At 60.9% G+C, this 26,010-nt stretch carries 27 protein-coding genes, 1 tRNA gene and 1 pseudogene; 24 read left to right on the forward strand and 5 right to left on the reverse strand.

Translation table 11 applies throughout. The features are described from left to right. Window positions 1-139: 139 nt before the first annotated feature. The gene (locus ABSE61_RS16220) at window positions 140-994 is read right to left on the reverse strand and encodes a transporter (RefSeq protein ID WP_423872141.1); all 855 of its coding nucleotides are present in this window, start codon (window positions 992-994) and stop codon (window positions 140-142) included. A 243-nt stretch (window positions 995-1,237) separates the two neighbouring features. Here ABSE61_RS16220 and ABSE61_RS16225 point away from each other — a divergent pair, with 243 nt between their 5' ends. Next, on the forward strand, window positions 1,238-2,095 hold the full coding sequence (locus ABSE61_RS16225; RefSeq protein ID WP_423872142.1) for a class I SAM-dependent methyltransferase: 858 nt from the start codon (window positions 1,238-1,240) through the stop codon (window positions 2,093-2,095). A gap of 85 nt (window positions 2,096-2,180) precedes the next feature. On the opposite strand, the gene pepT is transcribed toward ABSE61_RS16225, so the two are convergent. After that, complete coding sequence (gene pepT, locus ABSE61_RS16230; RefSeq protein WP_423872143.1) at window positions 2,181-3,440, reverse strand: peptidase T; 1,260 nt, start codon at window positions 3,438-3,440, stop codon at window positions 2,181-2,183. A gap of 129 nt (window positions 3,441-3,569) precedes the next feature. Continuing rightward, window positions 3,570-3,870, reverse strand: a pseudogene (locus tag ABSE61_RS16235) (HU family DNA-binding protein). A 230-nt stretch (window positions 3,871-4,100) separates the two neighbouring features. On the opposite strand from ABSE61_RS16235, the gene ABSE61_RS16240 reads away from it, so the two are divergent. Continuing rightward, window positions 4,101-4,177: transfer RNA gene (locus tag ABSE61_RS16240), tRNA-Asp, on the forward strand. Between the two features lie 176 nt (window positions 4,178-4,353). Here the strand turns inward: ABSE61_RS16240 and ABSE61_RS16245 are convergent. Then, window positions 4,354-4,548, reverse strand: a complete 195-nt coding sequence (locus ABSE61_RS16245; protein WP_423872144.1) for a hypothetical protein — start codon at window positions 4,546-4,548, stop codon at window positions 4,354-4,356. A 337-nt stretch (window positions 4,549-4,885) separates the two neighbouring features. Between ABSE61_RS16245 and ABSE61_RS16250 the strand changes: the two genes are divergently transcribed. The 21 genes from ABSE61_RS16250 to ABSE61_RS16350 all read left to right on the forward strand — a co-directional run bounded on the left by ABSE61_RS16250 (window position 4,886) and on the right by ABSE61_RS16350 (window position 24,547). Then, window positions 4,886-5,251 carry an NADH-quinone oxidoreductase subunit A gene (locus tag ABSE61_RS16250; RefSeq protein WP_423872145.1) on the forward strand — a complete coding sequence of 122 codons (366 nt, stop codon included), beginning with the start codon at window positions 4,886-4,888 and terminating at the stop codon, window positions 5,249-5,251. Next, entirely contained in the window at window positions 5,242-5,838 is a 597-nt protein-coding gene (locus ABSE61_RS16255) for a NuoB/complex I 20 kDa subunit family protein (protein WP_423872146.1), read from the forward strand. Before ABSE61_RS16250 ends, ABSE61_RS16255 begins: the two co-directional genes overlap by 10 nt. A gap of 11 nt (window positions 5,839-5,849) precedes the next feature. After that, the gene (locus tag ABSE61_RS16260; protein WP_423872147.1) at window positions 5,850-6,464 is read left to right on the forward strand and encodes an NADH-quinone oxidoreductase subunit C; all 615 of its coding nucleotides are present in this window, start codon (window positions 5,850-5,852) and stop codon (window positions 6,462-6,464) included. Between the two features lie 55 nt (window positions 6,465-6,519). Next, window positions 6,520-7,716, forward strand: coding sequence for an NADH-quinone oxidoreductase subunit D (locus ABSE61_RS16265; RefSeq protein ID WP_423872148.1), 1,197 nt, complete (start codon window positions 6,520-6,522; stop codon window positions 7,714-7,716). Then, on the forward strand, window positions 7,716-8,681 hold the full coding sequence (locus ABSE61_RS16270; protein WP_423872263.1) for an FkbM family methyltransferase: 966 nt from the start codon (window positions 7,716-7,718) through the stop codon (window positions 8,679-8,681). The genes ABSE61_RS16265 and ABSE61_RS16270 overlap by 1 nt, the downstream gene beginning before the upstream one ends. A gap of 13 nt (window positions 8,682-8,694) precedes the next feature. Continuing rightward, window positions 8,695-9,306 (forward strand): NADH-quinone oxidoreductase subunit NuoE, encoded by a 612-nt coding sequence (gene nuoE, locus ABSE61_RS16275; RefSeq protein WP_423872149.1) that lies wholly within the window; start codon window positions 8,695-8,697, stop codon window positions 9,304-9,306. Beyond that, window positions 9,306-10,631, forward strand: a complete 1,326-nt coding sequence (gene nuoF / locus ABSE61_RS16280) for an NADH-quinone oxidoreductase subunit NuoF (RefSeq protein ID WP_423872150.1) — start codon at window positions 9,306-9,308, stop codon at window positions 10,629-10,631. The genes nuoE and nuoF overlap by 1 nt, the downstream gene beginning before the upstream one ends. 5 nt (window positions 10,632-10,636) lie before the next feature. Further along, on the forward strand, window positions 10,637-11,125 hold the full coding sequence (locus tag ABSE61_RS16285; protein WP_423872151.1) for a hypothetical protein: 489 nt from the start codon (window positions 10,637-10,639) through the stop codon (window positions 11,123-11,125). A gap of 7 nt (window positions 11,126-11,132) precedes the next feature. Continuing rightward, window positions 11,133-13,208 (forward strand): NADH-quinone oxidoreductase subunit NuoG, encoded by a 2,076-nt coding sequence (nuoG, locus tag ABSE61_RS16290; protein WP_423872152.1) that lies wholly within the window; start codon window positions 11,133-11,135, stop codon window positions 13,206-13,208. A 4-nt stretch (window positions 13,209-13,212) separates the two neighbouring features. Further along, a complete protein-coding gene (gene nuoH / locus ABSE61_RS16295) occupies window positions 13,213-14,268 on the forward strand; it encodes an NADH-quinone oxidoreductase subunit NuoH (protein WP_423872153.1) in 1,056 nt (351 codons plus the stop codon). A 13-nt stretch (window positions 14,269-14,281) separates the two neighbouring features. Beyond that, window positions 14,282-14,770 (forward strand): NADH-quinone oxidoreductase subunit NuoI, encoded by a 489-nt coding sequence (gene nuoI, locus ABSE61_RS16300; protein WP_423872264.1) that lies wholly within the window; start codon window positions 14,282-14,284, stop codon window positions 14,768-14,770. A gap of 9 nt (window positions 14,771-14,779) precedes the next feature. Next, window positions 14,780-15,418 (forward strand): NADH-quinone oxidoreductase subunit J, encoded by a 639-nt coding sequence (locus ABSE61_RS16305; protein WP_423872154.1) that lies wholly within the window; start codon window positions 14,780-14,782, stop codon window positions 15,416-15,418. Further along, a complete protein-coding gene (gene nuoK / locus ABSE61_RS16310; RefSeq protein ID WP_423867316.1) occupies window positions 15,415-15,723 on the forward strand; it encodes an NADH-quinone oxidoreductase subunit NuoK in 309 nt (102 codons plus the stop codon). The genes ABSE61_RS16305 and nuoK overlap by 4 nt, the downstream gene beginning before the upstream one ends. 8 nt (window positions 15,724-15,731) lie before the next feature. Continuing rightward, window positions 15,732-17,798, forward strand: coding sequence for an NADH-quinone oxidoreductase subunit L (gene nuoL, locus ABSE61_RS16315; protein ID WP_423872155.1), 2,067 nt, complete (start codon window positions 15,732-15,734; stop codon window positions 17,796-17,798). A gap of 3 nt (window positions 17,799-17,801) precedes the next feature. After that, window positions 17,802-19,310 (forward strand): NADH-quinone oxidoreductase subunit M, encoded by a 1,509-nt coding sequence (locus ABSE61_RS16320; protein WP_423872156.1) that lies wholly within the window; start codon window positions 17,802-17,804, stop codon window positions 19,308-19,310. A gap of 16 nt (window positions 19,311-19,326) precedes the next feature. Continuing rightward, entirely contained in the window at window positions 19,327-20,763 is a 1,437-nt protein-coding gene (nuoN, locus tag ABSE61_RS16325; RefSeq protein ID WP_423872157.1) for an NADH-quinone oxidoreductase subunit NuoN, read from the forward strand. Continuing rightward, on the forward strand, window positions 20,764-21,552 hold the full coding sequence (locus ABSE61_RS16330; protein WP_423872158.1) for a biotin--[acetyl-CoA-carboxylase] ligase: 789 nt from the start codon (window positions 20,764-20,766) through the stop codon (window positions 21,550-21,552). Continuing rightward, window positions 21,552-23,222 carry a ribonuclease J gene (locus tag ABSE61_RS16335; protein WP_423872159.1) on the forward strand — a complete coding sequence of 557 codons (1,671 nt, stop codon included), beginning with the start codon at window positions 21,552-21,554 and terminating at the stop codon, window positions 23,220-23,222. The genes ABSE61_RS16330 and ABSE61_RS16335 overlap by 1 nt, the downstream gene beginning before the upstream one ends. 83 nt (window positions 23,223-23,305) lie before the next feature. Continuing rightward, complete coding sequence (mce, locus tag ABSE61_RS16340) at window positions 23,306-23,710, forward strand: methylmalonyl-CoA epimerase (protein WP_423872160.1); 405 nt, start codon at window positions 23,306-23,308, stop codon at window positions 23,708-23,710. A 172-nt stretch (window positions 23,711-23,882) separates the two neighbouring features. Then, window positions 23,883-24,158, forward strand: coding sequence for a DUF1467 family protein (locus ABSE61_RS16345; protein ID WP_423872161.1), 276 nt, complete (start codon window positions 23,883-23,885; stop codon window positions 24,156-24,158). 41 nt (window positions 24,159-24,199) lie between these two features. Next, window positions 24,200-24,547 (forward strand): hypothetical protein, encoded by a 348-nt coding sequence (locus ABSE61_RS16350; protein ID WP_423872162.1) that lies wholly within the window; start codon window positions 24,200-24,202, stop codon window positions 24,545-24,547. A 362-nt stretch (window positions 24,548-24,909) separates the two neighbouring features. Here the strand turns inward: ABSE61_RS16350 and ABSE61_RS16355 are convergent, their stop codons facing one another. After that, window positions 24,910-25,395 (reverse strand): formylmethanofuran dehydrogenase subunit E family protein, encoded by a 486-nt coding sequence (locus tag ABSE61_RS16355; RefSeq protein WP_423872163.1) that lies wholly within the window; start codon window positions 25,393-25,395, stop codon window positions 24,910-24,912. A 239-nt stretch (window positions 25,396-25,634) separates the two neighbouring features. Here ABSE61_RS16355 and ABSE61_RS16360 point away from each other — a divergent pair, with 239 nt between their 5' ends. Next, window positions 25,635-25,976, forward strand: a complete 342-nt coding sequence (locus ABSE61_RS16360; RefSeq protein WP_423872164.1) for a DUF2946 family protein — start codon at window positions 25,635-25,637, stop codon at window positions 25,974-25,976. Window positions 25,977-26,010 lie beyond the last annotated feature (34 nt).

A 26,010-nucleotide genomic window follows, 5' to 3' on the forward strand; every position in this document is an offset into this window, starting at 1 on the left:
CATCAATCTCATCGGCCCGCAAAGCCTCAAGATCAGGCTCGCCTGACCCTAAAAATGAAAAAAGAGGCCCAGGATCACCGGAGCCTCTCGTTTCCACACAGCCTGCTCAGGCCGGGGCTTTTATTTCGACGATGCTTTTTTAGAACCTCGCCGAGATGCCGGTGTAGACCTGCGCTTTCGGCGCGGCGCTGTTGAGGCCGAGATTGAGGCCCACATCGAGAATGGTGTGCTGGCTCAACCGGAAATTCATACCGAAGTCGAGCGTGTAGACCGGGGCCGTGCCCGGGTCGGTGCCGACCGATGAAAACAACTCGACCGTGGCGTTGATGCCCTCGGTGCCGGGCACCGCGTGGCTGACGCTGACGAGGTTGACGAAATTGGCGAAGCGGTTGTTGCCGGTTGCGCTTTTTAGATCGTCGACTTCCGTCATCAACGTGACGATGAAATCGGCGGGCCGCAGCGCCAGCGGCGCGATCAAGCCGCCTTCAACCGCGCCGTTGCTGATGAGCGGCGTCGACGACGGCAACTTGACGTAAGGGATCAGCGCGAAACCCACGGGCCCGCTGTCATTGCCGAGCAGGTTGATCTTGCTGCGCAGGAAGACGTCGCCGAAGCCGGTGCTGTTCTGAAAATTGAAAGGCGAGGTTCCATCGACGGATTCGGTATATTGCAGTCCGTTGAACTGGACCTCGATATCCATCCAGTTGGTCAGGCCCAGTTTCAAGGTCGGATCGAGCCCCTGAAAGCTGTGCGTGGTGCCGCCGCGAGAATTTGAAATGATGGTGCTGATGAGATCGGTCTCGATCTCGAAATGCCCGGCATCGACGGTTCGAACCGAAAAGCCCTTCGCGGGCCGGTCGGGCGCGAACTTCCGCAGGAGATCGTCGGGGACAGGATCGAAAAGCGTGTAGCCGCTTTTGTCGAGATCGTCCGCCCTCGCCAAGCCGGGGATCAAGATGGTGAGGGCCGCCAATGCCACAAGCCGGACGATCATTCTTCAACCTTTAGCGGATCGGCCCGGTACGCGCCAAGCTCGCCTTTGGAGGTGCAAACACGGTGCCAGCCTGGGCGTCGCGACCTGACGTCATTCAATCCGTTTTGCCGTGCGGTTGCGCTAAATATTTTGTCATCGTGCCGCGACTGTTGCGCGCGAGAATATGAGCAACGGCGCCGCAGGATATTTTTATGCTATTGTCATCGGAGGTTCCGTTCATATGATGATGGCGAGTCGAACGACATGGACGCACCCGCAGGGCACGATCAAAACGCCGACCAGATTGCGTACTGGAACGGCGCCGGCGGCCAGCGTTGGGCCGATCGTCAGCCGGTGCAGGACATCCTGCTTCAGCCGATTGCCGATCTGCTGATCGATCGCGCCGGCATCAGGGCCGGCGAAGGGGTGCTCGATGTCGGCTGCGGCAGCGGGTCCACCACCTTCGCTTTCGCGCGCGCCGTGGGACCAAGCGGGCATGTCATGGGCATCGATATCTCCGCGCCGATGCTGACGCGGGCGCGGCAAGTGACGCCAGTGGGCGCGCCGGTTGAGTTCGTTCTCGCGGATGCGACCATCCATCCGTTCGCGCCGGAAAATTTCGACCTGCTCGCCTCGCGGTTCGGGGTGATGTTCTTCGCCGATCCGGCGCTGTCTTTTGCGAATATGCGAAAAGCGATGCGCCGATCGGGCCGGCTAGCCTTCGCCTGCTGGCGCGAACCGCGCCAAAATCCTTTTTTCATGACGCCGCTCCAGGCGGTGTATCAGCACGTTCCGAAGATGCCGCAAGTCGGCCCCGAGGATCCTGGCCCGTTTTCGTTTGCGTCGGAAGTGCGCGTCCAGCGCGTCCTGACTGCGGCAGGCTTTTCTGAAATCGCCATGGAGCCCCGTGATCTCGCGCTCGACGTGGCGGTCGGGGGCGGGCTGGATGCCGCGGTCAGGGGCGCGCTCGAAATCGGACCGGCCGCCCGTGCGCTGGCCGACCAGCCGCCGGACGTCATTGCGGCCGCGACCCAATCAATCCGCGAAGCACTGACGCCTTTCGTGAAGGAACAAACGGTGCCGCTTAACGGCGCGATCTGGATCGTGACGGCTAAAGCATGATCCGAAAAGTGGGAACCGGTTTTCCCTCGCGACAAACGTCAGAGGCGTTTGCGCGGAGATCATGCTTAGATAATAAGTTCGGAGTTTAAGCCCGCTCTTCCCAGATCATCGCGAGATGAACGATGGTCTGCACGGCTTTCTCCATGTCCTGCCGGCTGACCCATTCAAGCCGCGAATGGAAGGCGTGCTCGCCCGCGAAAATGTTGGGGCAGGGCAGTCCCATTAACGACAGCCGTGAGCCATCGGTGCCGCCGCGGATCGACGTCTTCACCGGATTGAGGCCCGCGCGCCGGATCGCCTCGATCGCATAGTCGACGATTTGCGGGTGACGATCGATCACCTGTTTCATGTTGCGGTACTGCTGCTTGATGTCGATGCGGGAGGTCGAGCGCGGATAGTCGGCCATCACCTCTTTGACAATGTTCTCCAGTAGCCGCTCCTTCTCGCGCAAACCTTCTTCAGTGAAGTCGCGCACGATGAGGCCGAGCGTGGCCGCCTCCAGAGTCCCGGACAGGCCAATGGGGTGCAAAAAGCCCTCCCGGCCCTCGGTGGTCTCGGGCGAGCAGGTGTTTTTCGGCAGGCGATCGACGATGGCGGCGGCGATCTTGATCGCGTGTTCCATCTTGCCCTTGGCAAAGCCCGGATGGGTCGAGACACCCTCGATGGTGACGATGGCCGCATCGGCCGAGAAGGTTTCATCTTCGATTTGGCCCGCGCTTTCACCGTCGATCGTATAGGCGAACTCAGCGCCAAGCTTTTTCAGATCGGCCTTGTCGACGCCGCGGCCGATTTCCTCGTCCGGCGTGAACAGGATCTTGATGGTGCCGTGTTTGACCTGCGGGTTCCTGGTGAGGAAATACACCGCGTCCATGATCTCCGCGACGCCGGCTTTGTTGTCGGCGCCGAGCAAGGTGGTGCCATCGGTCGTGATGATGTCGTGGCCGATCTGGGTGGCGAGCGCCGGGTGCTCGGCAAAGCGGATCACCTGGGAGGGATCGGCCGGCAGGACGATGTCGCCGCCTTGGTAGTTGCGGACGACTTGCGGCCTGACATTGGCGCCGGAGCAATCCGGCGAGGTGTCCATATGCGAGCAGAAGCAAATCACCGGCACCTGCTTGTCGGTATTCGCCGGAATGGTCGCGTAGACGTACCCGTTGTCGTCGAGATGGGCGTCGGAAAGGCCGATCTCGGCGAGCTCGGCGGCGAGCAGCCGGCCCAGATCCTTTTGTTTTTCGGTCGACGGGCAGGTCGGTGACGCCGGATCGGACTGGGTGTCGATCACCACATAGCGCAGGAAGCGCTCGATCACGGTGTGGGTGAAGCTTAAGGGGGCGCTCGCTGTCATGGGGGCAGCCGAGTAACAGAAAAAACGCCTCTGGGGTAGCGCAGGGTAGTGTCACTCCGGGCGGCCCACTTTCACTTCACCGGAATGACGCTATTTGGGTGAAAAACCTGAGGGTTAGGCCGACTTCTATCAGACGGCTTCCTCCAATTCCTTGGCGGCGCGGAAAGCGACCTTCTTGCTCGCCTTGATCTGGATGGCCTCGCCCGTGGCGGGGTTGCGGCCGATGCGGGCGGCGCGCTTGCGGACCTGGAGGATGCCGAGCCCGACGATGCGGATACGCTCGCCCTTTTTCAGGTGCTTGGTGATCATCGTCACCAGGTCGGTCAGGATGGTTTCCGCCTGCTTCTTGGACAGTTCCTGCTCCTCGGCGATGGCCGCGGCGAGGTGCTTGATGGTGATGGTGGGTCGCCGTCGCAGCCTTCGTCGCCATGTTTGGCCCTCCTCGTGGTTGATCCCTTAAGAAACCAAGACTTGGCAGGCCTCAAACGATTCTTGTCTTGGCCGCCTTAAGCCGATTGGCCGGAAAATAAGCCACTTTTTGCATCGAAATCGCAAAAGTGCCTGCAAGACAAGGGGATTCGGAACAACCTTGACTAAAGAGAGGCGCGCCTTTAATCCCTGCTCTCGTTGCGGACCAGTCCCTTGAGGATTACGGCATCCGCGGGAGTAGCTCAGTTGGTTAGAGCGCCGCCCTGTCACGGCGGAGGCCGCGGGTTCGAGTCCCGTCTCTCGCGCCATCTTTTTGATGGCACACTTTAAATCACCCTCCGAACTACCACTCCCCCCGCCTATATCATCATCAGCCCAGCGCGAGGCCGTGCCTTTGGCCGCCCCAAAAGCAAAAGGGCCGCCTGGGGGGAGCGGCCCTTTCACATCCTCGTTGGGGGGAACGAGGTCCTCGGGGGGACGAGGTTTAGCGAACGACTGAGGTGTCCGAACTAGTCAGCACCACGGGCTTACCCGCCTTGATGACACGGGCGGACTGGCTGTAATCGACGTTGGTGCGCGCGGAAATGGCAACACCTGCAACCGCTATTCCAGCCACAAGCGCCATCACCACGATCTTCACGTGGGTCGCACGGTCTGCGGAATGAATTGAGTGGTTCATGGAAGCCTCCGAGGCGTCTTCAGCGCCATCTGTTGGTTCCCCATGTATCCTGGGTTTGTTTCCGCCCGGTTTCGTCGGATCCGCAAAATGGTTTCGTTCCGGCTTCCTGGCAGCGTTCGGAAAGCCGTCGCCCGTATGCCCGGTCAGCGAATTTTGGACCGCGAAATTGGACGGCGGGGTTGAGCTCGAGGCCGGTTTTCCACGTGTCGCGGGGCCAGGCGGGGCGTCAAGATAGCTTGTCTTGCGCCTCTTGGTGCGCTGCGCTAAGCCTCGGAACAATTCTAATCTTTGCGAATCTGCGGACCTCTCCGATAGCCGCAGGAAAAGGTCCCTCCCGATGACCGGAATCTTGCAAAATTACCTTCCGCTGGTGGTATTTATAGCCGTGGCCGGCCTGATCGGCCTAGTGCTCCTGATCGCTCCTTTCGTGGTGGCGTTCCAACAGCCCGATCCGGAAAAGCTGTCGGCCTACGAGTGCGGCTTCAACGCCTTCGACGACGCCCGCATGAAGTTCGACGTCCGCTTCTACCTGGTCGCCATCCTCTTCATCATCTTCGACCTGGAAGTCGCCTTCCTGTTTCCGTGGGCCGTGGCGTTCGGAAAACTCGGAGCGACCGGGTTCTGGTCGATGTTTGTGTTTCTGGCCGTTCTGACGGTCGGCTTTGCCTATGAATGGAAGAAAGGCGCACTCGAATGGGATTGAGCCCAGCTCCTGCCAGGCCGGGGTTCGCAGCCGCCGTTGCCCCCGCCGCGACCGGCATCCTCGATCCCTCCACCGGCAAGCCGGTGGGTGCGAACGATCCGTATTTCCTCGAAGTCAACCACGAACTGTCCGACAAGGGTTTTTTCGTCGCCGCCGCCGACGACCTCGTCACCTGGGCGCGTACCGGCTCGTTGATGTGGATGACCTTTGGTCTTGCCTGTTGCGCGGTCGAGATGATGCAGGTGTCGATGCCGCGCTATGACGTCGAGCGCTTCGGCTTCGCGCCGCGGGCCTCGCCGCGGCAGTCGGACGTGATGATCGTGGCCGGCACGCTGACCAACAAGATGGCGCCGGCGTTGCGCAAGGTTTACGACCAGATGCCGGAGCCGCGCTACGTGATCTCGATGGGGTCATGCGCCAATGGCGGCGGCTACTATCACTATTCCTACTCGGTGGTGCGTGGCTGCGACCGCATCGTGCCCATCGACGTCTACGTGCCCGGTTGTCCGCCCACGGCGGAAGCGCTGCTTTACGGCATCCTGCTCTTGCAGAAGAAAATCCGGCGCACCGGAACCATCGAACGTTAGGGTTTTAGCTCATGGACGACGGCAGGCTTGACGCTCTGGGGCAGACGATCGTTGGCGCGTTGGCCGGTGCGGCGACGGGCCATTCGGTGGCGTTCAACCAGCTCACCGTGGATGTACAAGTCGGACGTATCGTCGATGTCGTCCGCTATTTGCGAGACGACCCGGCCTGCCGCTTCGTCAACTTGACCGATGTGACCGCGGTCGACTATCCCGGCCGCGAAAAGCGGTTCGACGTGGTCTACCATTTGCTGTCACCGACGCTGAACGCGCGCATCCGCCTGCGTGGCGAAGCCGACGAAACCACCCAGGTGCCGTCGATCATCGACGTGTTTCCCGGCTCCGACTGGTTCGAACGCGAGACCTACGATCTTTACGGGGTGATCTTCGTCGGACATCCGGACATGCGGCGGCTGTTGACCGATTACGGCTTCGACGGCCATCCCCTGCGCAAGGATTTCCCGCTCACCGGCTTCGTCGAGGTGCGCTACGACGACCAGGAGAAGCGGGTGCTGTACGAACCGGTCCGGCTCAATCAGGAGTTCCGGAAATTCGACTTCATGTCGCCGTGGGAAGGCGCGGACTATCCGTTGCCGGGTGACGAGAAAGCGAAGGCGGAGCCCAAATGATATCAGCCATTCGCTATTCGCTATTCGCTACTCGCCGGCAAGCGGGAACTGCCTCATGAACGAACAAAGCCCAGCCTTACGCAACTTCACCATCAATTTCGGACCCCAGCATCCGGCCGCGCACGGCGTGCTGCGTCTGGTGCTGGAGCTTGACGGCGAGGTTGTCGCCCGCGTCGATCCCCATATCGGCCTGCTTCATCGCGGCACCGAGAAGCTGATCGAGAGCAAGACCTATCTTCAGGCGATTCCTTATTTCGACCGGCTCGATTACGTCGCGCCGATGAATCAGGAGCACGCGTTTTGCCTGGCGGCGGAAAAGCTGCTCGGCATCGAGGTGCCGCGCCGCGGCCAGTTGATCCGGGTGCTCTATTGCGAGATCGGGCGGATTCTCTCGCATCTTCTCAACGTCACCACGCAGGCGATGGACGTCGGCGCGCTCACCCCTCCGCTCTGGGGTTTTGAAGAGCGCGAGAAGCTGATGGTATTTTACGAGCGCGCCTCGGGCTCGCGCATGCATGCCGCCTACTTCCGCATCGGCGGCGTGCATCAGGACCTGCCGACCAAGCTGATCGACGATATCGATGCGTGGTGCGATCCGTTCCTTCAGGTGGTCGCCGATCTGGAGACGCTGCTCACTGGCAATCGAATCTTCAAGCAACGCAACGTCGATATCGGCGTGGTTACGCTGCAGCAGGCCTGGGAGTGGGGCTTCTCCGGCGTGATGGTGCGCGGTTCGGGCGCGGCCTGGGACCTGCGCAAGGCCCAGTCTTACGAATGCTACGCCGAGATGGATTTCGACATTCCGATCGGCAAGAACGGCGACTGCTACGACCGCTACTGTATCCGCATGGAAGAGATGCGGCAGTCGGTGCGGATCATGAAGCAGTGCATCGCCAAGCTGCGTGCACCCGAAGGGCAGGGGCCCGTCGCTATTATGGACCAAAAGATTTTCCCGCCGCGCCGTGGCGAGATGAAGCGCTCGATGGAAGCGCTGATCCATCACTTCAAACTCTACACCGAAGGCTTCCACGTGCCCGCCGGCGAAGTCTACGTCGCGGTGGAAGCGCCCAAGGGCGAGTTCGGCGTCTACCTCGTCGCCGATGGCAGCAACAAACCCTACAAGTGCAAGATCCGCGCGCCGGGCTTTGCGCATTTGCAGGCGATGGATTTCATCTGCCGGGGCCATTTGCTCGCCGACGTCTCGGCCATCCTCGGCTCGCTCGACATCGTGTTCGGAGAGGTCGATCGGTGATGATCGCCCAGCCGCCCATTCAGTTCGACCGCGCCTCGGGAGCTCTGGAAGGAGCTAACCTCTGGGAGCGGACGGCTGCCTTGGCGCTGGTCACGGGCTCGAAAATATCGTCGCATTTCTCGCACCGTGGCTACATCGGATGCGCCAATTTGCTGCGCAAGGCGCTGCCGGAGCGCAATATTGCGATGAAACTCAACGAGGATGCGACTTACGAATTTCCCTATGGCGACGGTTACTGGAGCAAGCTACTCGACCGCTCCTACAGTTACGAAGACGAACTGGAATTTCTGTTCCGCCATTCTGCCGACGTCGACTACACGCTGCTCGATTGCGGCGCCAACTACGGCTACTGGTCGGTGCTGGTGACAAGCAGGCCGTTCGGCTCGCACAAGGCAATCGCGATCGAGCCGTCATCGGACAATTTCGCCAAGCTGGCCAACAATGCGAGCGTGAACGGCAATCGTTTCGAGCTCATGAAGTGCGCCATCGGGGCCACCAAAGGCACCGCGCAACTGTCCGGGACCAAGCACGAGAAGTTCAGTATCGCGGGCTCCCCCGGAAGCGGCTTCGAGACCGTGCCGGTGATTGCGCTCGACGATCTGCTGGATCAAGGCAAGATTGCCGCTGATGGCAAATATCTCATCAAGCTCGATGTTGAGGGCGTCGAGATCGACGCCATCAAGGGCGGCGCGCGGCTGTTGGAGTGCGACAGCGTCATCATGTGCGAAGAACACGGCAATGACCCCGACCACACGGTGTCGCGCTACATTCTCGAACAGACCCCGCTCAAGCTTATCGTCTACAATCCCCGCTCGAATCGTCTTGAGACCGTGAGCGAGCTTTCGATCCTCGATCGCATCAAGGTTTCATCCCACATCGGTTATAACGTTTTCGGCACGTCAAGCGCGTTCTGGCAGGAGCGGATCGCTGCCTTGAACGCCAACGCCGCGCGCCGCATGCAATGAGAGACTGATCACGATGTCCGTTCGCCGCCTTGCCCCCAAGGAAGTTCAGCCAGCGAGTTTTGAGTTCACGCCGGAAAATCTGACGTGGGCGAAAGCGCAGATCGCCAAATATCCGGAAGGCCGTCAGGCTTCGGCGGCAATCGCCATCCTGTGGCGCGTGCAAGAGCAGCACGAAGGCTGGGTGTCGGAGGCGGCGATCCGTGCCGTCGCGGACCTGCTCGATATGCCCTACATCCGCATGCTCGAAATCGCGACCTTCTACACGATGTTTCAGCTCCAGCCGGTCGGCAAGAAGGCGCATGTCCAGGTGTGCGGCACGACGCCGTGCCGGCTGCGCGGCGCCGAGGGTATCATCGAGGTGTGCCAGAGCCGGATCCACCACGACCCCTTCCATTTGTCGAAGGACGGCAATTTTTCCTGGGAAGAGGTCGAGTGTCTCGGCGCCTGCGTGAACGCGCCGATGGTCCTGATCTGGAAGGACACCTACGAGGATCTGACCAAGGAAAGTTTTGGCAAGGTGCTCGACGGCTTCGCCTCCGGCAAAGCGCCGGAGCCGGGCCCGCAGATCGACCGTCAATTCTCCGCGCCGGTGGGTGGGCCAACCACGCTGAAGGAAGTGACCTGATGCTCGAGGACAAGGACCGCATCTTCAAGAACCTCTACGGCCTTCATGATTGGGGCCTCGAGGATGCGCGGAAGCGTGGCGCCTGGGATGGCACCAAGGCGATCATCGATAAGGGACGCGACTGGATCATCAACGAGATGAAGGCGTCGGGCCTGCGTGGCCGTGGCGGCGCCGGATTCCCGACGGGGATGAAGTGGTCCTTCATGCCGAAGGAATCGAAAGATGGCCGGCCGAGCTATCTCGTCGTCAACGCCGACGAGTCCGAGCCCGGCACCTGCAAGGACCGCGAGATCATGCGGCATGATCCGCATCTGTTGGTCGAGGGCTGTCTGATCGCAAGTTTCGCGATGGGCGCGCATGCCTGCTACATCTATGTGCGCGGCGAGTTCATCCGCGAGCGCGAGCATTTGCAGGCTGCGGTCGATCAGGCCTATGAGGCCAAACTGATCGGCAAGGACAACGTCAACGGCTGGCCGTTCGACCTTTACGTGGCGCACGGCGCCGGCGCCTATATCTGCGGCGAGGAAACCGCGCTGCTGGAGAGCCTTGAAGGCAAAAAAGGCCAGCCGCGGCTAAAGCCGCCATTCCCGGCCAATGTCGGTCTTTACGGCTGCCCGACCACCGTCAACAACGTCGAGTCGATTGCGGTCGCCCCCGACATCCTGCGGCGCGGCGCGTCCTGGTTTGCCGCCATCGGCCGGCCCAACAATGTCGGCACCAAGCTGTTTTGTATTTCCGGACACGTCGAACGCCCCTGCAACGTCGAAGAGGCGATGGGCATTCCATTCCGCGAATTGATCGAAAAGCACTGCGGCGGCATTCGTGGCGGCTGGGACAATCTCAAGGCGGTGATCCCCGGGGGCTCCTCGGTGCGGATGGTGCCGGCCGAGCAGATCATCGATACGCCAATGGATTTCGATAGCCTCGGCAAATTACGCTCGGGCCTCGGCACGGCGGCCGTGATCGTGATGGACAAGTCGACGGACCTGATCCGCGCCATTGCCCGCATCTCCTATTTCTACAAGCACGAAAGCTGCGGCCAGTGCACGCCCTGCCGCGAGGGCACGGGGTGGATGTGGCGGGTGCTGACGCGCATGGCCGACGGTCGCGCCCACAAGCGCGAGATCGATATGCTCTTGGAGGTTACCAAGCAGATCGAAGGTCACACCATTTGCGCGCTGGGCGACGCAGCCGCATGGCCGATCCAGGGCCTGATCGCGCACTTCCGTCATGAGATCGAAGAGCGGATCGATCAATATTCGCACAAGGCCGATCTCGACGATCAGGGCATTCTCGACCCCGCGCATATGGTCGCGGCGGAGTAGGATTGATGTCGCAGCCCGCAACATTCTGGCAGAAATACGGGACGCTGGCGCAGATGGCGCAGGCGACCGTGGCGCTGCTCGGCTTTGTCGCGGTGCTGTTTCAGATCAACGAGCTTCGCTACGGCAATCGCGCGGCCAGCGCGCGTCAGGCGTTTCTCGGCTACACCGATCTGGCGTTCCGGAATCCGAAGTTTTCCGCACCCGATTTCGAAGCGATCAAGAAGGGCAGCCGCGACCAGCAGGTTCAGTACGAAAGCTTCGTGTCCTACTTCCTCTATGCCTGCGAGGAAGCAAGGGCTGCTTTCGCCGACCGGCAGGAATGGCTTGCCTCATGCGATTACGACCTGAAGCCGCATCTGCCGTTTCTCTGCGAGAAAAACCAGGCCGAGCCCGGCTATCTCGTAACCTACTCGACCGTCACTCAGGAATGGGTGAAGGCCTCCTTCAAAACCGCCAGTGTCGCGCCGCCGGACTGCAAGCTGGGAAAGACTTGAGACAGCAATGACCAAACTCATTGTCGATGGCAAAGAAATCGATGTCCCCGCGGAATACACGCTGTTGCAGGCGTGCGAGGCGGCGGGCGCGGAGATCCCGCGGTTCTGCTACCACGAGCGGCTTTCGATCGCCGGCAATTGCCGGATGTGCCTCGTTGAAGTGAAGGGCGGCCCGAAGCCGGTCGCAAGTTGCGCCTGGGGCGTGCGCGATTGCCGTCCGGGTCCCAAGGGCGAACCGCCGGAGATTTCCACCCGCTCGCCGATGGTGAAGAAGGCGCGCGAAGGCGTGATGGAATTCCTGCTGATCAACCATCCCTTGGATTGCCCGATTTGCGACCAGGGCGGCGAATGCGATCTGCAGGACCAGGCGATGGGCTACGGCGTCGACACCTCGCGCTTCGCCGAGAACAAGCGCGCGGTCGAAGACAAATATCTCGGCGCGCTGGTGAAGACCTCGATGAACCGCTGCATCCAGTGCACGCGCTGTGTGCGGTTTTCGGCCGAAGTCTGCGGCGCGCCTGAAATGGGCGCGACCGGGCGCGGCGAGGACATGGAGATCACGACCTATCTCGAGAGCGCCCTGACCTCGGAGTTGCAGGGTAATCTCGTCGATATCTGCCCCGTGGGCGCGCTGACCTCCAAGCCTTACGCGTTTGCCGCCCGGCCGTGGGAGCTGGGCAAGACCCAATCCGTCGACGTGATGGACGGTGTCGGCTCGGCGATCCGTGTCGATACCCGCGGCCGCGAGGTGATGCGGATTCTGCCGCGTGTCAACGAGGCGGTCAACGAGGAATGGATTTCCGACAAGACCCGCCACATCGTCGACGGCCTGCGTACGCAGCGGCTGGACCGGCCCTACATTCGTGAAAACGGCCAGCTTCGCGCCGCCTCATGGCAACAGGCTTTCCAGGCCATCGCCGCCAGGATTTCACGAATCGATGGCAAACGAATTGGCGCCATCGCCGGTGATCTCGCCGCGGTCGACGAGATGTTCGCGCTGAAGGAACTGCTGGCGAAATTCGGTTCGACCAATCTCGCAGTGCAGGGCGGCGACGCGTTTGACCCGAAGGCGGGGCGCGCGTCCTACATTTTCAATCCGACAATTGCCGGCATCGATCAGGCGGATGCGCTTTTGATCGTGGGCTCCAACCCGCGCAAGGAAGCCGCTGTCCTCAACGCGCGCATCCGCAAGCGTTGGCGCACCGGCCAGCTCAAGGTTGGCGTCGTCGGCGCGCGGCCCGATCTGACCTATGAATATGACTACGTGGGAGCCGGAACGGAATCGCTCGGCGATCTCGCCGCGGGCAAGCATTCCTTCGCCGACGTTCTGAAGAATGCGAAAAATCCGATCGTGTTGGTCGGCACCGACGCGTTTGCGCGGCACGACGGCGCCGCGGTGCTGGCGAAGGCGGCGAAGCTCGCGCTGGATATCGGCGCGGTCAAGGACGGCTGGAACGGCTTTGCAATCCTGCAGAACACGGCTTCGCGCGTCGGCGCACTCGATATCGGCTTTACCGCCGGCGCCAGTGGGTTGAACGCGGCACAGATGAACACGTTCGGCACGCTGGATGTGTTGTTTCTGCTCGGCGCGGACGAGGTGAAGGTGCCGGACGGAGCGTTCGTGGTTTATATCGGCACCCATGGCGATTCCGGCGCGCACCGCGCCGACGTGATCCTGCCCGGGGCGGCCTATACCGAAAAGTCCGGCATCTTCGTCAACACCGAGGGCAGGGCCCAAATGGCCAACCGGGCCGGCTTCCCGCCCGGAGAGGCCAAGGAAGACTGGGCCATCATCCGTGCACTCTCGGATGTGCTCGGCAAGAAGCTGCCTTACGACTCGCTCGCCGCGCTGCGCCAGGCGATCTTCAAGGCGGTGCCGCACCTGATGCGGCTCGATCAGATCGAGGCCGGGAATGCGGCCGACCTCACGACGCTTGCCGGCCGCAGCGGCGAAGTCGAGAAGGTGCCGTTCAAGGCGTCGGTCGAGGATTTCTATCTGACCAATCCGATCGCGCGGGCGTCTGCCGTGATGGCGGAGTGCTCGCGTCTTGCCTCCGGGCACATGCTGACGGCGGCGGAGTGAACTGATGGCCGAATTTTGGACCAGCACCTTGTTGCCGCTGATCATCATGGTCGCCGAGAGCGTGTTGCTGCTCGTGGTGCTTCTGATCGCGATCGCCTACATCTTGCTTGCGGATCGCAAGATCTGGGCGGCGGTGCAGATCCGCCGGGGTCCCAACGTGGTGGGGCCCTGGGGCCTGTTCCAGTCCTTCGCTGACCTTCTCAAGTTCGTGCTGAAGGAGCCGATTATCCCCGCCGGTGCCAACAAGGGCGTGTTCCTGCTGGCGCCGCTGGTCTCCTGCGTGCTTGCGCTCACTGCCTGGGCGGTGATCCCGACCAACCTCGGTTGGGTGATCGCCGATATCAATGTCGGCGTTCTCTTCATCTTCGCGATTTCGTCGCTGTCGATCTACGGCATCATCATGGCCGGCTGGTCGTCGAATTCGAAATATCCGTTCCTCGCAGCACTCCGCTCAGCGGCGCAGATGGTGAGCTACGAAGTCTCGATCGGATTCGTCATCATCACCGTCCTGCTGTGCGCCGGTACGCTCAATCTGTCGGCCGTGGTCGAGGCGCAGAACACCCGTGGCCTCGCCAACCTGATCGGCCTGCCGCAGCTGACGATCCTGAACTGGTATGTGTGGCCGTTGTTCCCGATGTTCGTGGTGTTCTACGTCTCGGCGCTGGCGGAAACCAACCGCCCGCCGTTCGACCTGGTCGAAGCCGAGTCCGAACTGGTGGCCGGCTTCATGGTCGAATACGGCTCGACGCCGTATCTGTTGTTCATGCTCGGCGAATACGTCGCGATTACCACGATGTGCGCGCTGGCGACGATCCTGTTCCTTGGGGGCTGGCTGCCGCCGATCGCGCTGCCGCCCTTCACCTGGGTGCCCGGGATCATCTGGTTCTCGTTGAAACTGTTTTTCATGTTCTTCATGTTTGCGATGGCCAAGGCCATCGTGCCGCGCTACCGCTACGACCAGTTGATGCGGCTTGGCTGGAAAGTGTTCCTACCGCTGTCACTCGCCATGGTCGTCATCGTTGCGGGCGTGCTGCAACTCGCGGGGATCGCGCCGAAATGAGGTCGCTATGAGTATCAACATCAACACCACCGCGCGCTCGCTTCTCCTGTCGGAATTCGTCTCGGCGTTCTTTCTCGCCATGCGCTATTTCTTCAAGCCGAAGCCGACACTGAATTATCCCTTTGAAAAAGGGCCGATCTCGCCGCGTTTCCGTGGCGAGCACGCGCTGCGCCGTTATCCCAACGGCGAGGAGCGCTGCATTGCCTGCAAGCTCTGCGAGGCAATCTGTCCTGCGCAGGCGATCACGATCGAGGCCGGTCCGCGCCGCAACGACGGCACGCGGCGCACCGTGCGCTACGACATCGACATGGTGAAGTGCATCTATTGCGGTCTGTGCCAGGAAGCATGTCCGGTCGATGCGATTGTCGAGGGACCAAATTTCGAATTCGCGACCGAAACGCGCGAGGAGCTCTACTATGACAAGGCGAAGCTTCTCGCCAATGGCGACCGCTGGGAGCGCGAACTTGCCCAGTCGATCGCCCAAGACGCGCCGTACCGGTGAGGTGAGGGAATGATCCTTCCGGCCCTGTTCTTTTATCTGTTTGCGGGCATCTGCGTCGCCTCGGCGGTCATGGTAGTTGTCTCGCGCAATCCCGTGCATTCGGTGCTGTTTCTGATCCTGGCTTTCGTCAACGCCTCCGGCCTGTTCGTGCTGCTGGGGGCCGAATTCCTGGCGATGATCCTGATCGTCGTCTATGTCGGCGCGGTCGCGGTGCTGTTCCTGTTCGTGATCATGATGCTCGACGTCGATTTCGCGGAGCTGCGCGAGGGCTTCATCCAGTATCTGCCGGTCGGGATCGTGATCGGCGGCATCTTCATGTTCGAACTGCTTTTGGTCGGCGGCGGCTGGGTGATCAACGCCAATGTCGCGAAATCGATCACATCGGCGATCCCCTCCAATGTTAGCAACACCGAAGCCTTGGGCCTCGTGCTCTACACGAAGTATATCCACTACTTCCAGATTGCCGGCATGGTGCTGCTGGTCGCGATGATCGGCGCCATTGTGCTGACGTTGCGTCACAAGGCGAGCGTCAAGCGGCAGGACATCAACGTGCAGAATGCCCGGACGCCGGAGATGGCCATGGCGGTGCGCAAGGTGGCGTCGGGTCAGGGCTTGCAGGATGCGGACGCCGCGGAGTGGGTGCAATGACGATCGGTCTTGGACACTATCTCGCGGTCGGCGCCATCCTGTTCACGCTCGGCATTCTCGGCATTTTCCTCAACCGCAAGAACATCATCGTCATCCTGATGTCGATCGAACTGATCCTGCTCGCCGTCAACATCAACCTGGTGGCATTCTCGACGTTCATCGGCGATATCGTCGGCCAGGTGTTCGCGCTTCTGGTGCTGACAGTCGCGGCCGCGGAAGCCGCGATCGGGCTTGCTGTTCTCGTCGTCTACTTCCGCAATCGCGGTTCGATTGCGGTTGAAGACGTCAATCTGATGAAGGGCTAACCCTCCATATGATCCAGGCAATCGTTTTCCTGCCGTTGATCGGCGCCATTATCGCGGGAGCCATCTCGATCGTTGGCGCGCATGCGCGCAATCCGAGCGGCGACGAGGTCGAGCATCACGACGATGCGCACGGCGCTGATGCGCATGCGGCTGACGCCCATGACGAACATCACGACGATCACGGTCACGACGATCATCACGTCGCCGAGCCTCCGGCTGCCGGCTCACGCGCGGCCGAACTGATCACGACCGGGTTCTTGTTGGTCGCTGCCGCCTTGTCTTGGTGGACATTGGGTGAAGTCGGTTTCGGACACCACGATATCCGGGTGGAGTTGTTCCCGTGGATCACCTCGGGCGATCTGCAAGTGTCGTGGGCGCTGCGCGTGGACACGCTGACTGCCGTGATGCTGGTCGTGGTCAATACGGTGTCCTCGCTCGTCCACCTTTATTCGATCGGTTACATGGACGAGGACCCGAACCGGCCGCGATTCTTCGGCTATCTCTCGCTGTTCACGTTCGCGATGCTGATGCTCGTGACGTCGGACAATCTCGTGCAGATGTTCTTCGGCTGGGAAGGCGTGGGTCTGGCGAGCTATCTCCTGATCGGCTTCTGGTATCAGAAGCCGTCGGCGAATGCGGCGGCGATCAAGGCCTTCGTGGTCAACCGGGTCGGCGACTTCGGCTTTGCGCTCGGCATTTTCGCCGTGTTCATGCTGATCGGATCGACCGACTTCGAGACCATCTTTGGCGCCGCTCCCGGGCTGACCGGCAAGACCATCAATTTCTTTGGCTGGCATCCGGACGCGCTGACGTTGACCTGTCTGCTCCTGTTCATGGGCGCGATGGGCAAGTCCGCGCAGTTCCTGCTGCACACCTGGTTGCCCGACGCCATGGAGGGTCCTACCCCGGTTTCCGCGCTGATCCACGCCGCGACCATGGTGACTGCCGGGGTGTTCATGGTGGCGCGGTTGTCGCCGCTGTTTGAACTGGCCCCGACGGCGCAAGCCTTCGTGATGTTCATCGGCGCCACCACGGCGTTCTTCGCGGCAACCATTGGCCTCGTTCAGAACGACATCAAGCGCATCGTCGCCTACTCGACCTGTTCGCAGCTCGGCTACATGTTCGTGGCGATGGGGGCGGGGGCTTACTCAGTCGGCATGTTCCATTTGTTTACCCACGCCTTCTTTAAAGCGCTGCTGTTCCTGGGCTCAGGCTCGGTGATCTATGCGATGCATCACGAGCAGGACATCCGCAACATGGGCGGGCTGTGGCGGAAGATTCCCGTCACCTTCGCGGTGATGTGCATCGGTACGCTGGCGCTGACCGGCTTTCCGATGTTCGCGGGCTACTTCTCCAAGGACGCGATCATCGAATCCGCCTATGCCTCGCACAATCCTTTCGGGACTTACGCCTATCTGCTGACGATCGGTGCTGCCGGCCTGACCTCGTTCTATTCCTGGCGGCTGATCTTCAAGACCTTCTTCGGTGAGCCGCACGATCAAGAGCATTATGAGGCGGCGCATGAAAGTCCATGGTCGATGCGGATTCCGATCATCCTGCTGGCGATCGGCTCGATTTTTGCCGGCTTCCCGTTCCGGGAAATTTTCGTCGGCCACGGCGTCGAGGAGTTCTTCCGCGATTCCGTGAAGATGAACCCGCGCATCCTGGAAGACATGGAGCAGATGCCGCATTGGCTCGGCTGGCTTCCGTTCGTGATGATGGCGGGCGGTTTCCTCGTCTCCTACATTTTCTACATCCGCCGGCCGTATCTGCCGGTCGATTTGGCCAAACAGCAACCGCTGCTCTACAACTTCCTCCTCAACAAGTGGTATTTCGACGAGCTTTACGACCTTATTTTTGTCCGTCCGGCAAAATGGATCGGCTACTTCCTCTGGAAAGTCGGCGACGGCAAGATCATCGACGGTCTGGGTCCGGACGGCGTGTCGGCGCGGGTGCTCGACGTCACCCGCAATGCCGTCAAGCTTCAGACCGGCTATCTCTACCACTATGCCTTTGCCATGCTGATCGGCGTCGCGGGCTTCATCACCTGGTTCATGTTCGGTGTGGGAGGCTAATCGATGACGACCTGGCCCATTCTTTCGGTCGTTACCTTCCTGCCTGTGATCGGCGCCCTGATGATCTATCTGGTCAGGGGCGACGACGAAGCAGCTCAGCGCAATTCGAAATGGATCGCGCTCTGGACCACGCTGGTGACGTTTGCGGTCTCGCTGATCCTGGTTGCTCGCTTCGACCCGGCGCAAGCCGACTTCCAGTTCGTCGAAAAGGCGCCGTGGCTCGCCAATGCCATCACCTACCACATGGGCGTCGACGGGATTTCGCTTCCGTTCGTGATCCTGACCACCGCCTTGATGCCGTTCTGCATCGTGGCGAGCTGGAAATCGGTCAAGATGCGGCTTCGCGAATACATGATGGCGTTCCTGATTCTGGAAACGCTGATGGTCGGCACCTTCTCGGCGCTCGACCTCGTGCTGTTCTATCTGTTCTTTGAAGGCGGCCTGATCCCGATGTTCCTGATCATCGGAATCTGGGGTGGACCACGCCGGGTCTATGCCTCCTTCAAGTTCTTCCTCTACACGTTCCTCGGCTCCGTCTTGATGCTGCTTGCGATCATGGCGCTGTACTGGAATGCCGGCACCACCGACATTCCGACCCTGATGCACACCGAGGTGCCGCGCTCCTTGCAGATGTGGGCGTGGTTCGCCTTCTTTGCGTCCTTTGCGGTGAAGATGCCGATGTGGCCGGTCCACACCTGGCTGCCGGACGCCCACGTCGAGGCGCCGACCGCGGGCTCGGTGATCCTGGCTGCCATCCTTCTGAAGATGGGCGGCTATGGATTCCTGCGTTTTTCGCTGCCGATGTTCCCGCTGGCCTCGCATGAATTCGCGCCGTTTATCTTCTCGCTGTCGGTGATCGCGATCATCTACACCTCGCTGGTTGCCTTGATGCAGGAAGACATCAAGAAACTGATCGCTTATTCGTCGGTAGCCCATATGGGCTTCGTCACCATGGGAATCTTCGCCGGCACCACGCAGGGCGTCGCCGGCGGCGTGTTCCAGATGATCTCGCATGGCATCGTGTCCGGCGCGCTGTTCCTCTGCGTCGGCGTCGTCTACGACCGCCTGCATACCCGCGAAATCGCCGCCTATGGCGGGCTGGTCAACCGCATGCCGCTTTATGCGCTGGTGTTCATGGTCTTCACCATGGCCAATGTCGGTCTGCCCGGTACTTCCGGGTTCGTCGGCGAATTCATGACCTTGCTCGGGACGTTCAAGGTTTCGCTGCCGACCGCGTTTTTCGCCACGACCGGCGTGATTCTGTCGGCGGCCTATGCTCTGTGGCTCTATCGCAAGGCGGTGTTTGGCGCGCTGGTCAAGCCTTCGCTTTCGACCATCAAGGACCTCACATTCCGCGAGAGCCTGCTGCTGGTGCCGCTGGTCGTCCTCACCATCCTGTTCGGCTTCTATCCGAAGCCGGTGCTCGATATGTCGGCGACTTCGGTGCAGCAACTTGTCAACAACTACAATACCGCAGTGACGGCCGTAAAAGCCGCATCGCTAGCACACTAAGACTGGACAACGTGCCATGAGCTTCGAGAGCGCTGGTTATCAATTGCTGCCCGTCCTGCCGGAGATCGTTCTGGCGGTGGGCGCCATGGCGCTATTGATGGTCGGGGCCTACCAGGGTGTGCGAACGACCGGCCTGATTGTCATCCTCGCGCTTGTCCTCCTCGTGGTCGCTGGCGTGCTGGAGCTGACGCTGCCGGCCGGGAAGCTCGTGACCTTCAACGGCAGCTTTATCGTCGACGACTTCGCACGTTTTCTGAAGATTGTTGCGCTGATTGGGTCGGGCGCCACGCTCATTCTCTCCACGGAGTTTCTGACCGATCCGTCCCGGCGTATCTTCGAATATGCCATTCTGGTCCTGCTTTCGACGCTCGGCATGATGATATTGATCTCGGCCGGCGATCTGATCATGCTCTATCTCGGCCTTGAGCTGATGAGCCTTGCGCTCTACGTGGTGGCCGCCAGCAACCGCGACGACATCAAATCGACCGAAGCGGGTCTGAAGTATTTCGTGCTGGGAGCGCTCTCTTCGGGCATGCTGCTCTACGGCGCTTCCCTGATCTATGGCTTCACCGGCACCGTCAGCTTTGCCGGCATTTCGGCCGCCGCCAAAACCGGCAGCCTCGGCATCGTGTTCGGCATCGTGTTCCTGCTCGCCGGACTTTGCTTCAAGGTTTCGGCGGTGCCGTTCCACATGTGGACGCCCGACGTCTATGAGGGCGCGCCGACGCCGGTCACGGCGTTCTTCGCGTCAGCCCCGAAGGTCGCTGCGATGGCGGTTTTCACCCGCGTGGCGCTGACGGCATTCCCCGGGATCATGCCGCAGTGGCAGCAGATCGTGGTGTTCGTTTCGATCGCCTCGATGGCGCTGGGATCGTTCGCGGCGATTGGTCAGACCAACATCAAGCGCCTGATGGCCTATTCCTCGATCGGCCACATGGGCTTTGCGCTGGTCGGTCTCGCCGCCGGCACGGCCGAAGGCGCGCAAGGCGTGCTGGTCTATGTCGCGATCTATGTGGCGATGACGCTCGGCACTTTCACCGTGATCCTGGCGATGAAGCGCAACGGCCAGCACGTCGAGAAGATCAGCGATTTTGCTGGCCTCTCCCGCACCAATCCGCTGCTCGCGTTTTTCTTTGCAATGCTGCTGTTTTCGCTGGCTGGTGTACCACCGCTTGCAGGTTTCTTCGGCAAATTCTATGTGTTCGTCGCGGCGATCAAGGCCGGTCTGTTCACGCTGTCGGTGATTGGCGTGCTGACCAGCGTGATCGGCGCCTATTACTACCTTTCGATTGTCAAGGTGATGTATTTCGACGAACCGCTGACGGAGCTTGATCCGGTGCGCGTGGAATTGCGCGCGGTGCTCGCGGTTGCCGGTCTCTTCAACATCTTTTTCTTTGTTTATCCCGGACCGTTGGTGAGCATGGCGACGGTCGCGGCCAAATCTTTATTCTAGATGGCATTCACGCTCGGTCCACGAGCCACATCGGCCGGCTACCGGTTCGAAAGCTTCGATCAGACTGGCTCGACGAATTCGCAAGCAATGGAACGGGCGCGCGCCGGCGAGCGTGGGCCGATGTGGTTTGTCACGACAGAGCAGACCGCGGGCCGGGGACGGCGACAGCGGCCGTGGATTGCGCCTCGGGGTAATTTGGCCAGCAGCGTTCTTGAAACCTTAGACGTCGCGCCGGCGACAGCAGCCACGCTCGGCTTCGCGGCGGGCCTAGCGCTGGAGGCAGCGCTTCGGGCGGTGGCCGGCCCAGTGTCGGTCGGCTTTTCCCTGAAATGGCCCAACGATGTCCTGGCGGGCGAGGCAAAGCTTTCCGGCATCCTTCTGGAAGCGGAGACCCTCTCGGGTGGGGGCCTTGCGGTGGTGGTCGGCATGGGGACCAATATCGTCGCCGCGCCCGAGGGGACGCCTGTGCCCGCAACCTCGCTTGCGGCGCTCGGCCTTGAGATCGGTGCGGAGCAGCTTTTTACCGCCTTGTCCGACAGCTGGGCCGAATGTCGCGGCATCTGGGATAATGGCAGAGGGTTCGGAGAAATCCGGCGGCGCTGGCTGGCGCTCGCGGTAGGACTCGGACAGCCTGTAGCGGTTCACACCGGGCACGTCACCGTGTCAGGCATCTTCGACACCATCGATGACACGGGCTGCATGATTTTGAGAACGTCCACCGGCGATAGAGTCCTGATTTCTGCGGGCGATGTGCATTTTGGCGCTGCGGCGACCGCGAGGGCAGATTGATGGCGCAGCCGGACGAACTTACCTTTGCCCCGCTCGGCGGCGTTGGCGAGATCGGCATGAACCTGTCGATCTATGGCTTCGGCAATCGCCGGCAGAGGGCGTGGCTTGCGATTGATCTCGGCGTTTCCTTCGGCGACGAAGAACACCTGCCGGGCATCGACACCATCATGCCCGACATCAGTTTTCTGGTGAAGGAACGGAAAAATCTGGTCGGGCTCGTGCTGACGCATGCCCATGAGGACCATTTCGGTGCCATCATCGATCTTTGGCCCCGGCTGAAATGCCCGATCTATGCGACGAAATTCTCGGCCGCATTGTTCGAGGCCAAGTGCGCGGCCGAGCGCAATCCGCCGAAGATCCCGGTCACGATCGTGCCGTCGGGCAGCCGGATCGAACTCGGCCCCTTCGGAGTCGAGTTCATTCCGGTGGCGCACTCGATTCCGGAATCGCATGCGCTGGCGATCCATACTTCCGTGGGAACCGCGCTGCATACCGGGGACTGGAAGCTCGACCCAACGCCGGTGGTCGGTCCGCCGACCGATGAGCGGCGGTTACGGGAACTGGGCGACGCCGGTGTGATGGCCCTGATCGGCGATTCCACCAATGCCGTACGGGACGGCCGTTCGCCGTCGGAGACCGAAGTCGCAAAAACCGTCACTGAGCTGGTGAAGGCGGCCCGAGGCCGGGTCGCGGTGACGACGTTTGCGTCGAACGTGGCACGGTTACGTGCGGTTGCGGATGCCGCGCGGCTGTCAGGACGCGAGGTGGTGGTGGTCGGACGCGCGATGGAGCGCGTCGTGCAGGTCGCCCGCGAAACCGGCTATCTCGATGGCGTGCAGAACTTCCGCAGCGCCGAGCTTTACGGCCATTTCCCGCCGGACAAGGTGCTGGCGCTGTGTACCGGAAGTCAGGGCGAACCGCGCGCAGCGCTTGCGCGTATTGCCAATGACGACCATCCGCAGGTGACGCTCAACAAAGGCGACTGCGTGATTTTTTCCTCGCGCACGATTCCCGGCAACGAGAAGGCGGTGGGATCGATCATCAACGGCCTGATCAGACAGGGGATTGAGGTCATTACCGATCGAACCCATCTCGTGCATGTGTCGGGCCATCCGCGCCGCGACGAATTGCGCGACATGATCGGCTGGGTCCGCCCGCCACTGCTGATTCCCGTGCATGGCGAAGCATTGCATCTGTTCGAGCACGCCAAACTGGCGCGGGCTGCTGGTGTCCCGAAGGTGCTGATTTGCCGTAACGGCGACCTCGTCAAGCTGGGACCGGGCGAGGCCGGCATCATCGAGGAACTGCCGTCGGGCCGACTCTACAAGGACGGCAACATTCTGGAGGATTCCAAGTCTCGGGCCGTCGTGGAACGGCGGCGGCTCGGCTTTGCCGGCTGTGCCTTTGTGGCGCTGGCGATGGATGAGAAGGGCGAACTCGCCGACGACCCCGAGATCGAGCTGATCGGAGTCCCGGAAAAGAACGTGGCCGGAGAAGCCATCGACGATATCGTGTTCGATATCGTGGTCTCGACGGTCGAGGGCTTGCCGCGTGCGCGGCGCCGCGACCCGGACGCGCTGGCGGAATCGGTGCGCCGGGCCGTGCGCGCTTCGGTGAACGAGCACTGGGGCAAGAAGCCCCTGTGCTTTGTTCACGTGTTGACGGTTTGATTCTGCGAAATCGTCGGCAGGCTAGAGACCAAGGCTTTTGCGGACGCTGCGTCTCCAAGCTATAAGGAAGGAAGGAGAACGCCATGCTCGGCCGGCTTAATCATGTAGCTATCGCGGTTAAGGACGCCGAGAAGGCTGCCAAAATCTATGGCGCGGCATTTGGTGCCGAGGTATCGGCCGCGGTGCCGTTGCCCGAGCACGGCGTCATCACCGTCTTTGTCACCTTGCCCAACACCAAGATCGAATTCATTCAGCCGCTGGGGGAAGCTTCCCCGATTGCCAAATTCCTGGAGCGTAATGCGGACGGCGGCATTCATCACATCTGCTACGACGTGCCTGACATCATTGCGGCGCGCGATCGTCTGATCAGGGAAGGCGCGCGGGTGCTCGGCGACGGCGTTCCCAAGATCGGGGCCCACGGCAAGCGCGTGCTCTTCCTGCATCCGAAGGACTTTTCCGGCGCGCTTGTCGAAATCGAGCAGGCCTGACCCTGTTGGAGTGGATTTGACATTCGCCAGCCCACTAGCCGCGAGTTCGTTAGGCGAATGTCAAATCCAGAACTCCACTAGAAACTGATATTTGCTCGTGGTCCCTTTGATTCTAACATTCGCAAAAGTGGCCGCTGAGAAGGGATGCGAATGTTAGAATCGGACCACTAGCATGGCCTATACCATCTCAACCGGCTTCGCGATCTACTTCGTCCTGTGGTGGGTCGTGCTGTTTTTGACGCTGCCGTTCGGCGTGCGCAGCCAGCACGAAGACGGCGCGGGTAGTCCCGGCACCGATCCGGGCGCGCCGGTCGCGACGCGGATGGGCCGCAAGCTGATCTGGACCACGCTATTGTCGGCTGTGATCTATGGGGTCGGCATGGCAGCTTATTACGAGGGTTATTTGAGCGTCGAACGGCTGTCGAAGATGATGGGCATGCCGTTCTGACGATCAGTTACCAGCCGCTTTTGGGACATTGGGGGAATACGATGTGGTTTCAGCGGATCATTGCCGGGCTTTTGCCGCTCACGATCGCCGGTGTTGCGGTTGCTCTGTATTTGAACTTCAGAATTAACAACCAGCTTCAGACGGTAAAAACATTTACCGAAGGCTACGTATTTGCCGAAGCGGTTGCGGCTTGCGAAAAATCGTCGAGCAGCACCCCGTTCAAATGGAACGGCGGCACCACGACGCGCGTGATTGGTCTGAACTCGGTCAAGCTCGACAAGTACAACATGGTCGCAAGTTACACGCTGTTTGCCGACGGCGTTTTTTGCGATTTCGATCCGATCAAGAAGAAGGCCAATATCGGATCGAACTTTCTCGAGCGCGAGTGATCCCGTTCGAAATTTTCCGGTAGATGGAAAATGCGAGGAAGAGCGCCAAGTAAAAAAGGAGCAGGACTTTGACAGTCCTGCTCCAAAAATTGTGTCGACCCTATTTTCCCGTATCAGTGATTGGTCTTGATTGACGGGGCGACGCTGCTTGTGCGCGCCAGGGCTCCTCCCGAGACTTGGACCACCAGACGACCTCACGATCAATCTGAGGGTCGGATTCGTAGACCAAAATTCGTGACATGTCACCCATTTCGGCAACGATTGTTCAAAATTACAGCATGTTGTGAAATGAATGGAATTTCGGCATTTAAAACCTAAATGGAGGTATATTGGTAGTCTATCGGATGGCCGGGCCAGTGCGTCTAGGGTGCTGGTTCGGATTGGAAGAGATGCTCGGCGGCCATGGCCGCTTCAAACCTCGCCGCCGGGTCGAGCTTGTTCCAGCCCAGGATGATCGGGAGCCGATCGTCGGCGATGCTGTATCTCAGGCCTTCCCCGGTTTTGCGATTCCGGATGACGATCGCAGCCATGATGCCGGGCGGCGCTTTCTCCAAGGCCATCTGAAGCGTTCCCTGCCCGGGGCTGGCCTGGGTTGCAATCATCACGCCGTCAGCCACGCAGGGGCAGGGCGGCTTCTCGCCGTTGTAATAGGTGACGGCAAGACCCCGCGGGTCCGCCTTGAGCCGCTCCTTGGCATCGAGACCGATGCGAATTCCAACCGGGATGAAAGCGCCGAAGGCGCCGTGCACCCTTGCACCGAGTTCGATCCATTGCTCCGGCGTTTCGGACCGGGCGGGAGAGAGGCCAAGCAGCAGCACGGCCGCAGCAAGCAACGTTGACGACTTCAATGAAATCTCCAATAGGCGCAGATCGGTGTCGGTACGGCTTCGGTTCAATCATGCAACGGCTGGGCCGAGATCGCAAAAATCAGGTCGGCTCGGGAATAAACGGACCGCGCGTAAGGTTGATCTCCTTGAACCATTTCACGGCGTAAGCGACTCGAACTCGACTTGCGGTTCATTTGGTGATTAAAAGGCCCGAACGGGTTTTGAGGATGCGGCGGCTTAAAGGATATTTCCCGATCTTCATGATCGCGCTGATGGTGCAGCTTCTTGCACCGATCGGCGCGAGCTGGGCCTTTGCGTCGGCTGTTTCCGATCCGCTAGCTGCGGCGGAAATCTGTCATCAGAGCGACCCGTCTGCTAATGGAAGCAACCAGGGCGGCCAGCATCGGAGCCATGATGCGAGCTGCGTGCTCTGCTGCGGTTTCGGCGCCAGCGCCACGCCGGGCAGCACACCCGAACCAGCCGGCCTCATCGCTGCATATCGCGCCTCCAGCACCATCGTCTGGCGGGATTATGCTTCGCAACTGTTGGAATCTAGCACCGGCTCCAACGCCAAAGCGCGCGCGCCACCTTCCATTTCCTGACTGCGATTCCCTTGAAGAAGCGGTGCTGCGTTTC

This window comes from Bradyrhizobium sp., assembly GCF_049519115.1.
GTDB lineage: Bacteria > Pseudomonadota > Alphaproteobacteria > Rhizobiales > Xanthobacteraceae > Bradyrhizobium.

Bases quoted from the DNA above. Each gene is read 5' to 3' on its own strand.
- ABSE61_RS16360 (WP_423872164.1), top strand. From the start codon at position 25,635: ATGATCGCGCTGATGGTGCAGCTTCTTGCACCGATCGGCGCGAGCTGG.
- ABSE61_RS16250 (WP_423872145.1), top strand. From the start codon at position 4,886: ATGACCGGAATCTTGCAAAATTACCTTCCGCTGGTGGTATTTATAGCC.
- nuoL (WP_423872155.1), top strand. From the start codon at position 15,732: ATGATCCAGGCAATCGTTTTCCTGCCGTTGATCGGCGCCATTATCGCG.
- nuoN (WP_423872157.1), top strand. From the start codon at position 19,327: ATGAGCTTCGAGAGCGCTGGTTATCAATTGCTGCCCGTCCTGCCGGAG.
- ABSE61_RS16270 (WP_423872263.1), top strand. From the start codon at position 7,716: ATGATCGCCCAGCCGCCCATTCAGTTCGACCGCGCCTCGGGAGCTCTG.
- ABSE61_RS16260 (WP_423872147.1), top strand. From the start codon at position 5,850: ATGGACGACGGCAGGCTTGACGCTCTGGGGCAGACGATCGTTGGCGCG.
- nuoE (WP_423872149.1), top strand. From the start codon at position 8,695: ATGTCCGTTCGCCGCCTTGCCCCCAAGGAAGTTCAGCCAGCGAGTTTT.
- ABSE61_RS16335 (WP_423872159.1), top strand. From the start codon at position 21,552: ATGGCGCAGCCGGACGAACTTACCTTTGCCCCGCTCGGCGGCGTTGGC.
- ABSE61_RS16265 (WP_423872148.1), top strand. From the start codon at position 6,520: ATGAACGAACAAAGCCCAGCCTTACGCAACTTCACCATCAATTTCGGA.
- ABSE61_RS16285 (WP_423872151.1), top strand. From the start codon at position 10,637: ATGTCGCAGCCCGCAACATTCTGGCAGAAATACGGGACGCTGGCGCAG.
- ABSE61_RS16255 (WP_423872146.1), top strand. From the start codon at position 5,242: ATGGGATTGAGCCCAGCTCCTGCCAGGCCGGGGTTCGCAGCCGCCGTT.
- pepT (WP_423872143.1), bottom strand. From the start codon at position 3,440: ATGACAGCGAGCGCCCCCTTAAGCTTCACCCACACCGTGATCGAGCGC.
- ABSE61_RS16320 (WP_423872156.1), top strand. From the start codon at position 17,802: ATGACGACCTGGCCCATTCTTTCGGTCGTTACCTTCCTGCCTGTGATC.
- nuoH (WP_423872153.1), top strand. From the start codon at position 13,213: ATGGCCGAATTTTGGACCAGCACCTTGTTGCCGCTGATCATCATGGTC.
- ABSE61_RS16305 (WP_423872154.1), top strand. From the start codon at position 14,780: ATGATCCTTCCGGCCCTGTTCTTTTATCTGTTTGCGGGCATCTGCGTC.
- ABSE61_RS16350 (WP_423872162.1), top strand. From the start codon at position 24,200: ATGTGGTTTCAGCGGATCATTGCCGGGCTTTTGCCGCTCACGATCGCC.
- ABSE61_RS16330 (WP_423872158.1), top strand. From the start codon at position 20,764: ATGGCATTCACGCTCGGTCCACGAGCCACATCGGCCGGCTACCGGTTC.
- mce (WP_423872160.1), top strand. From the start codon at position 23,306: ATGCTCGGCCGGCTTAATCATGTAGCTATCGCGGTTAAGGACGCCGAG.
- ABSE61_RS16245 (WP_423872144.1), bottom strand. From the start codon at position 4,548: ATGAACCACTCAATTCATTCCGCAGACCGTGCGACCCACGTGAAGATC.
- nuoF (WP_423872150.1), top strand. From the start codon at position 9,306: ATGCTCGAGGACAAGGACCGCATCTTCAAGAACCTCTACGGCCTTCAT.
- ABSE61_RS16345 (WP_423872161.1), top strand. From the start codon at position 23,883: ATGGCCTATACCATCTCAACCGGCTTCGCGATCTACTTCGTCCTGTGG.
- nuoK (WP_423867316.1), top strand. From the start codon at position 15,415: ATGACGATCGGTCTTGGACACTATCTCGCGGTCGGCGCCATCCTGTTC.
- nuoG (WP_423872152.1), top strand. From the start codon at position 11,133: ATGACCAAACTCATTGTCGATGGCAAAGAAATCGATGTCCCCGCGGAA.
- ABSE61_RS16220 (WP_423872141.1), bottom strand. From the start codon at position 994: ATGATCGTCCGGCTTGTGGCATTGGCGGCCCTCACCATCTTGATCCCC.
- ABSE61_RS16225 (WP_423872142.1), top strand. From the start codon at position 1,238: ATGGACGCACCCGCAGGGCACGATCAAAACGCCGACCAGATTGCGTAC.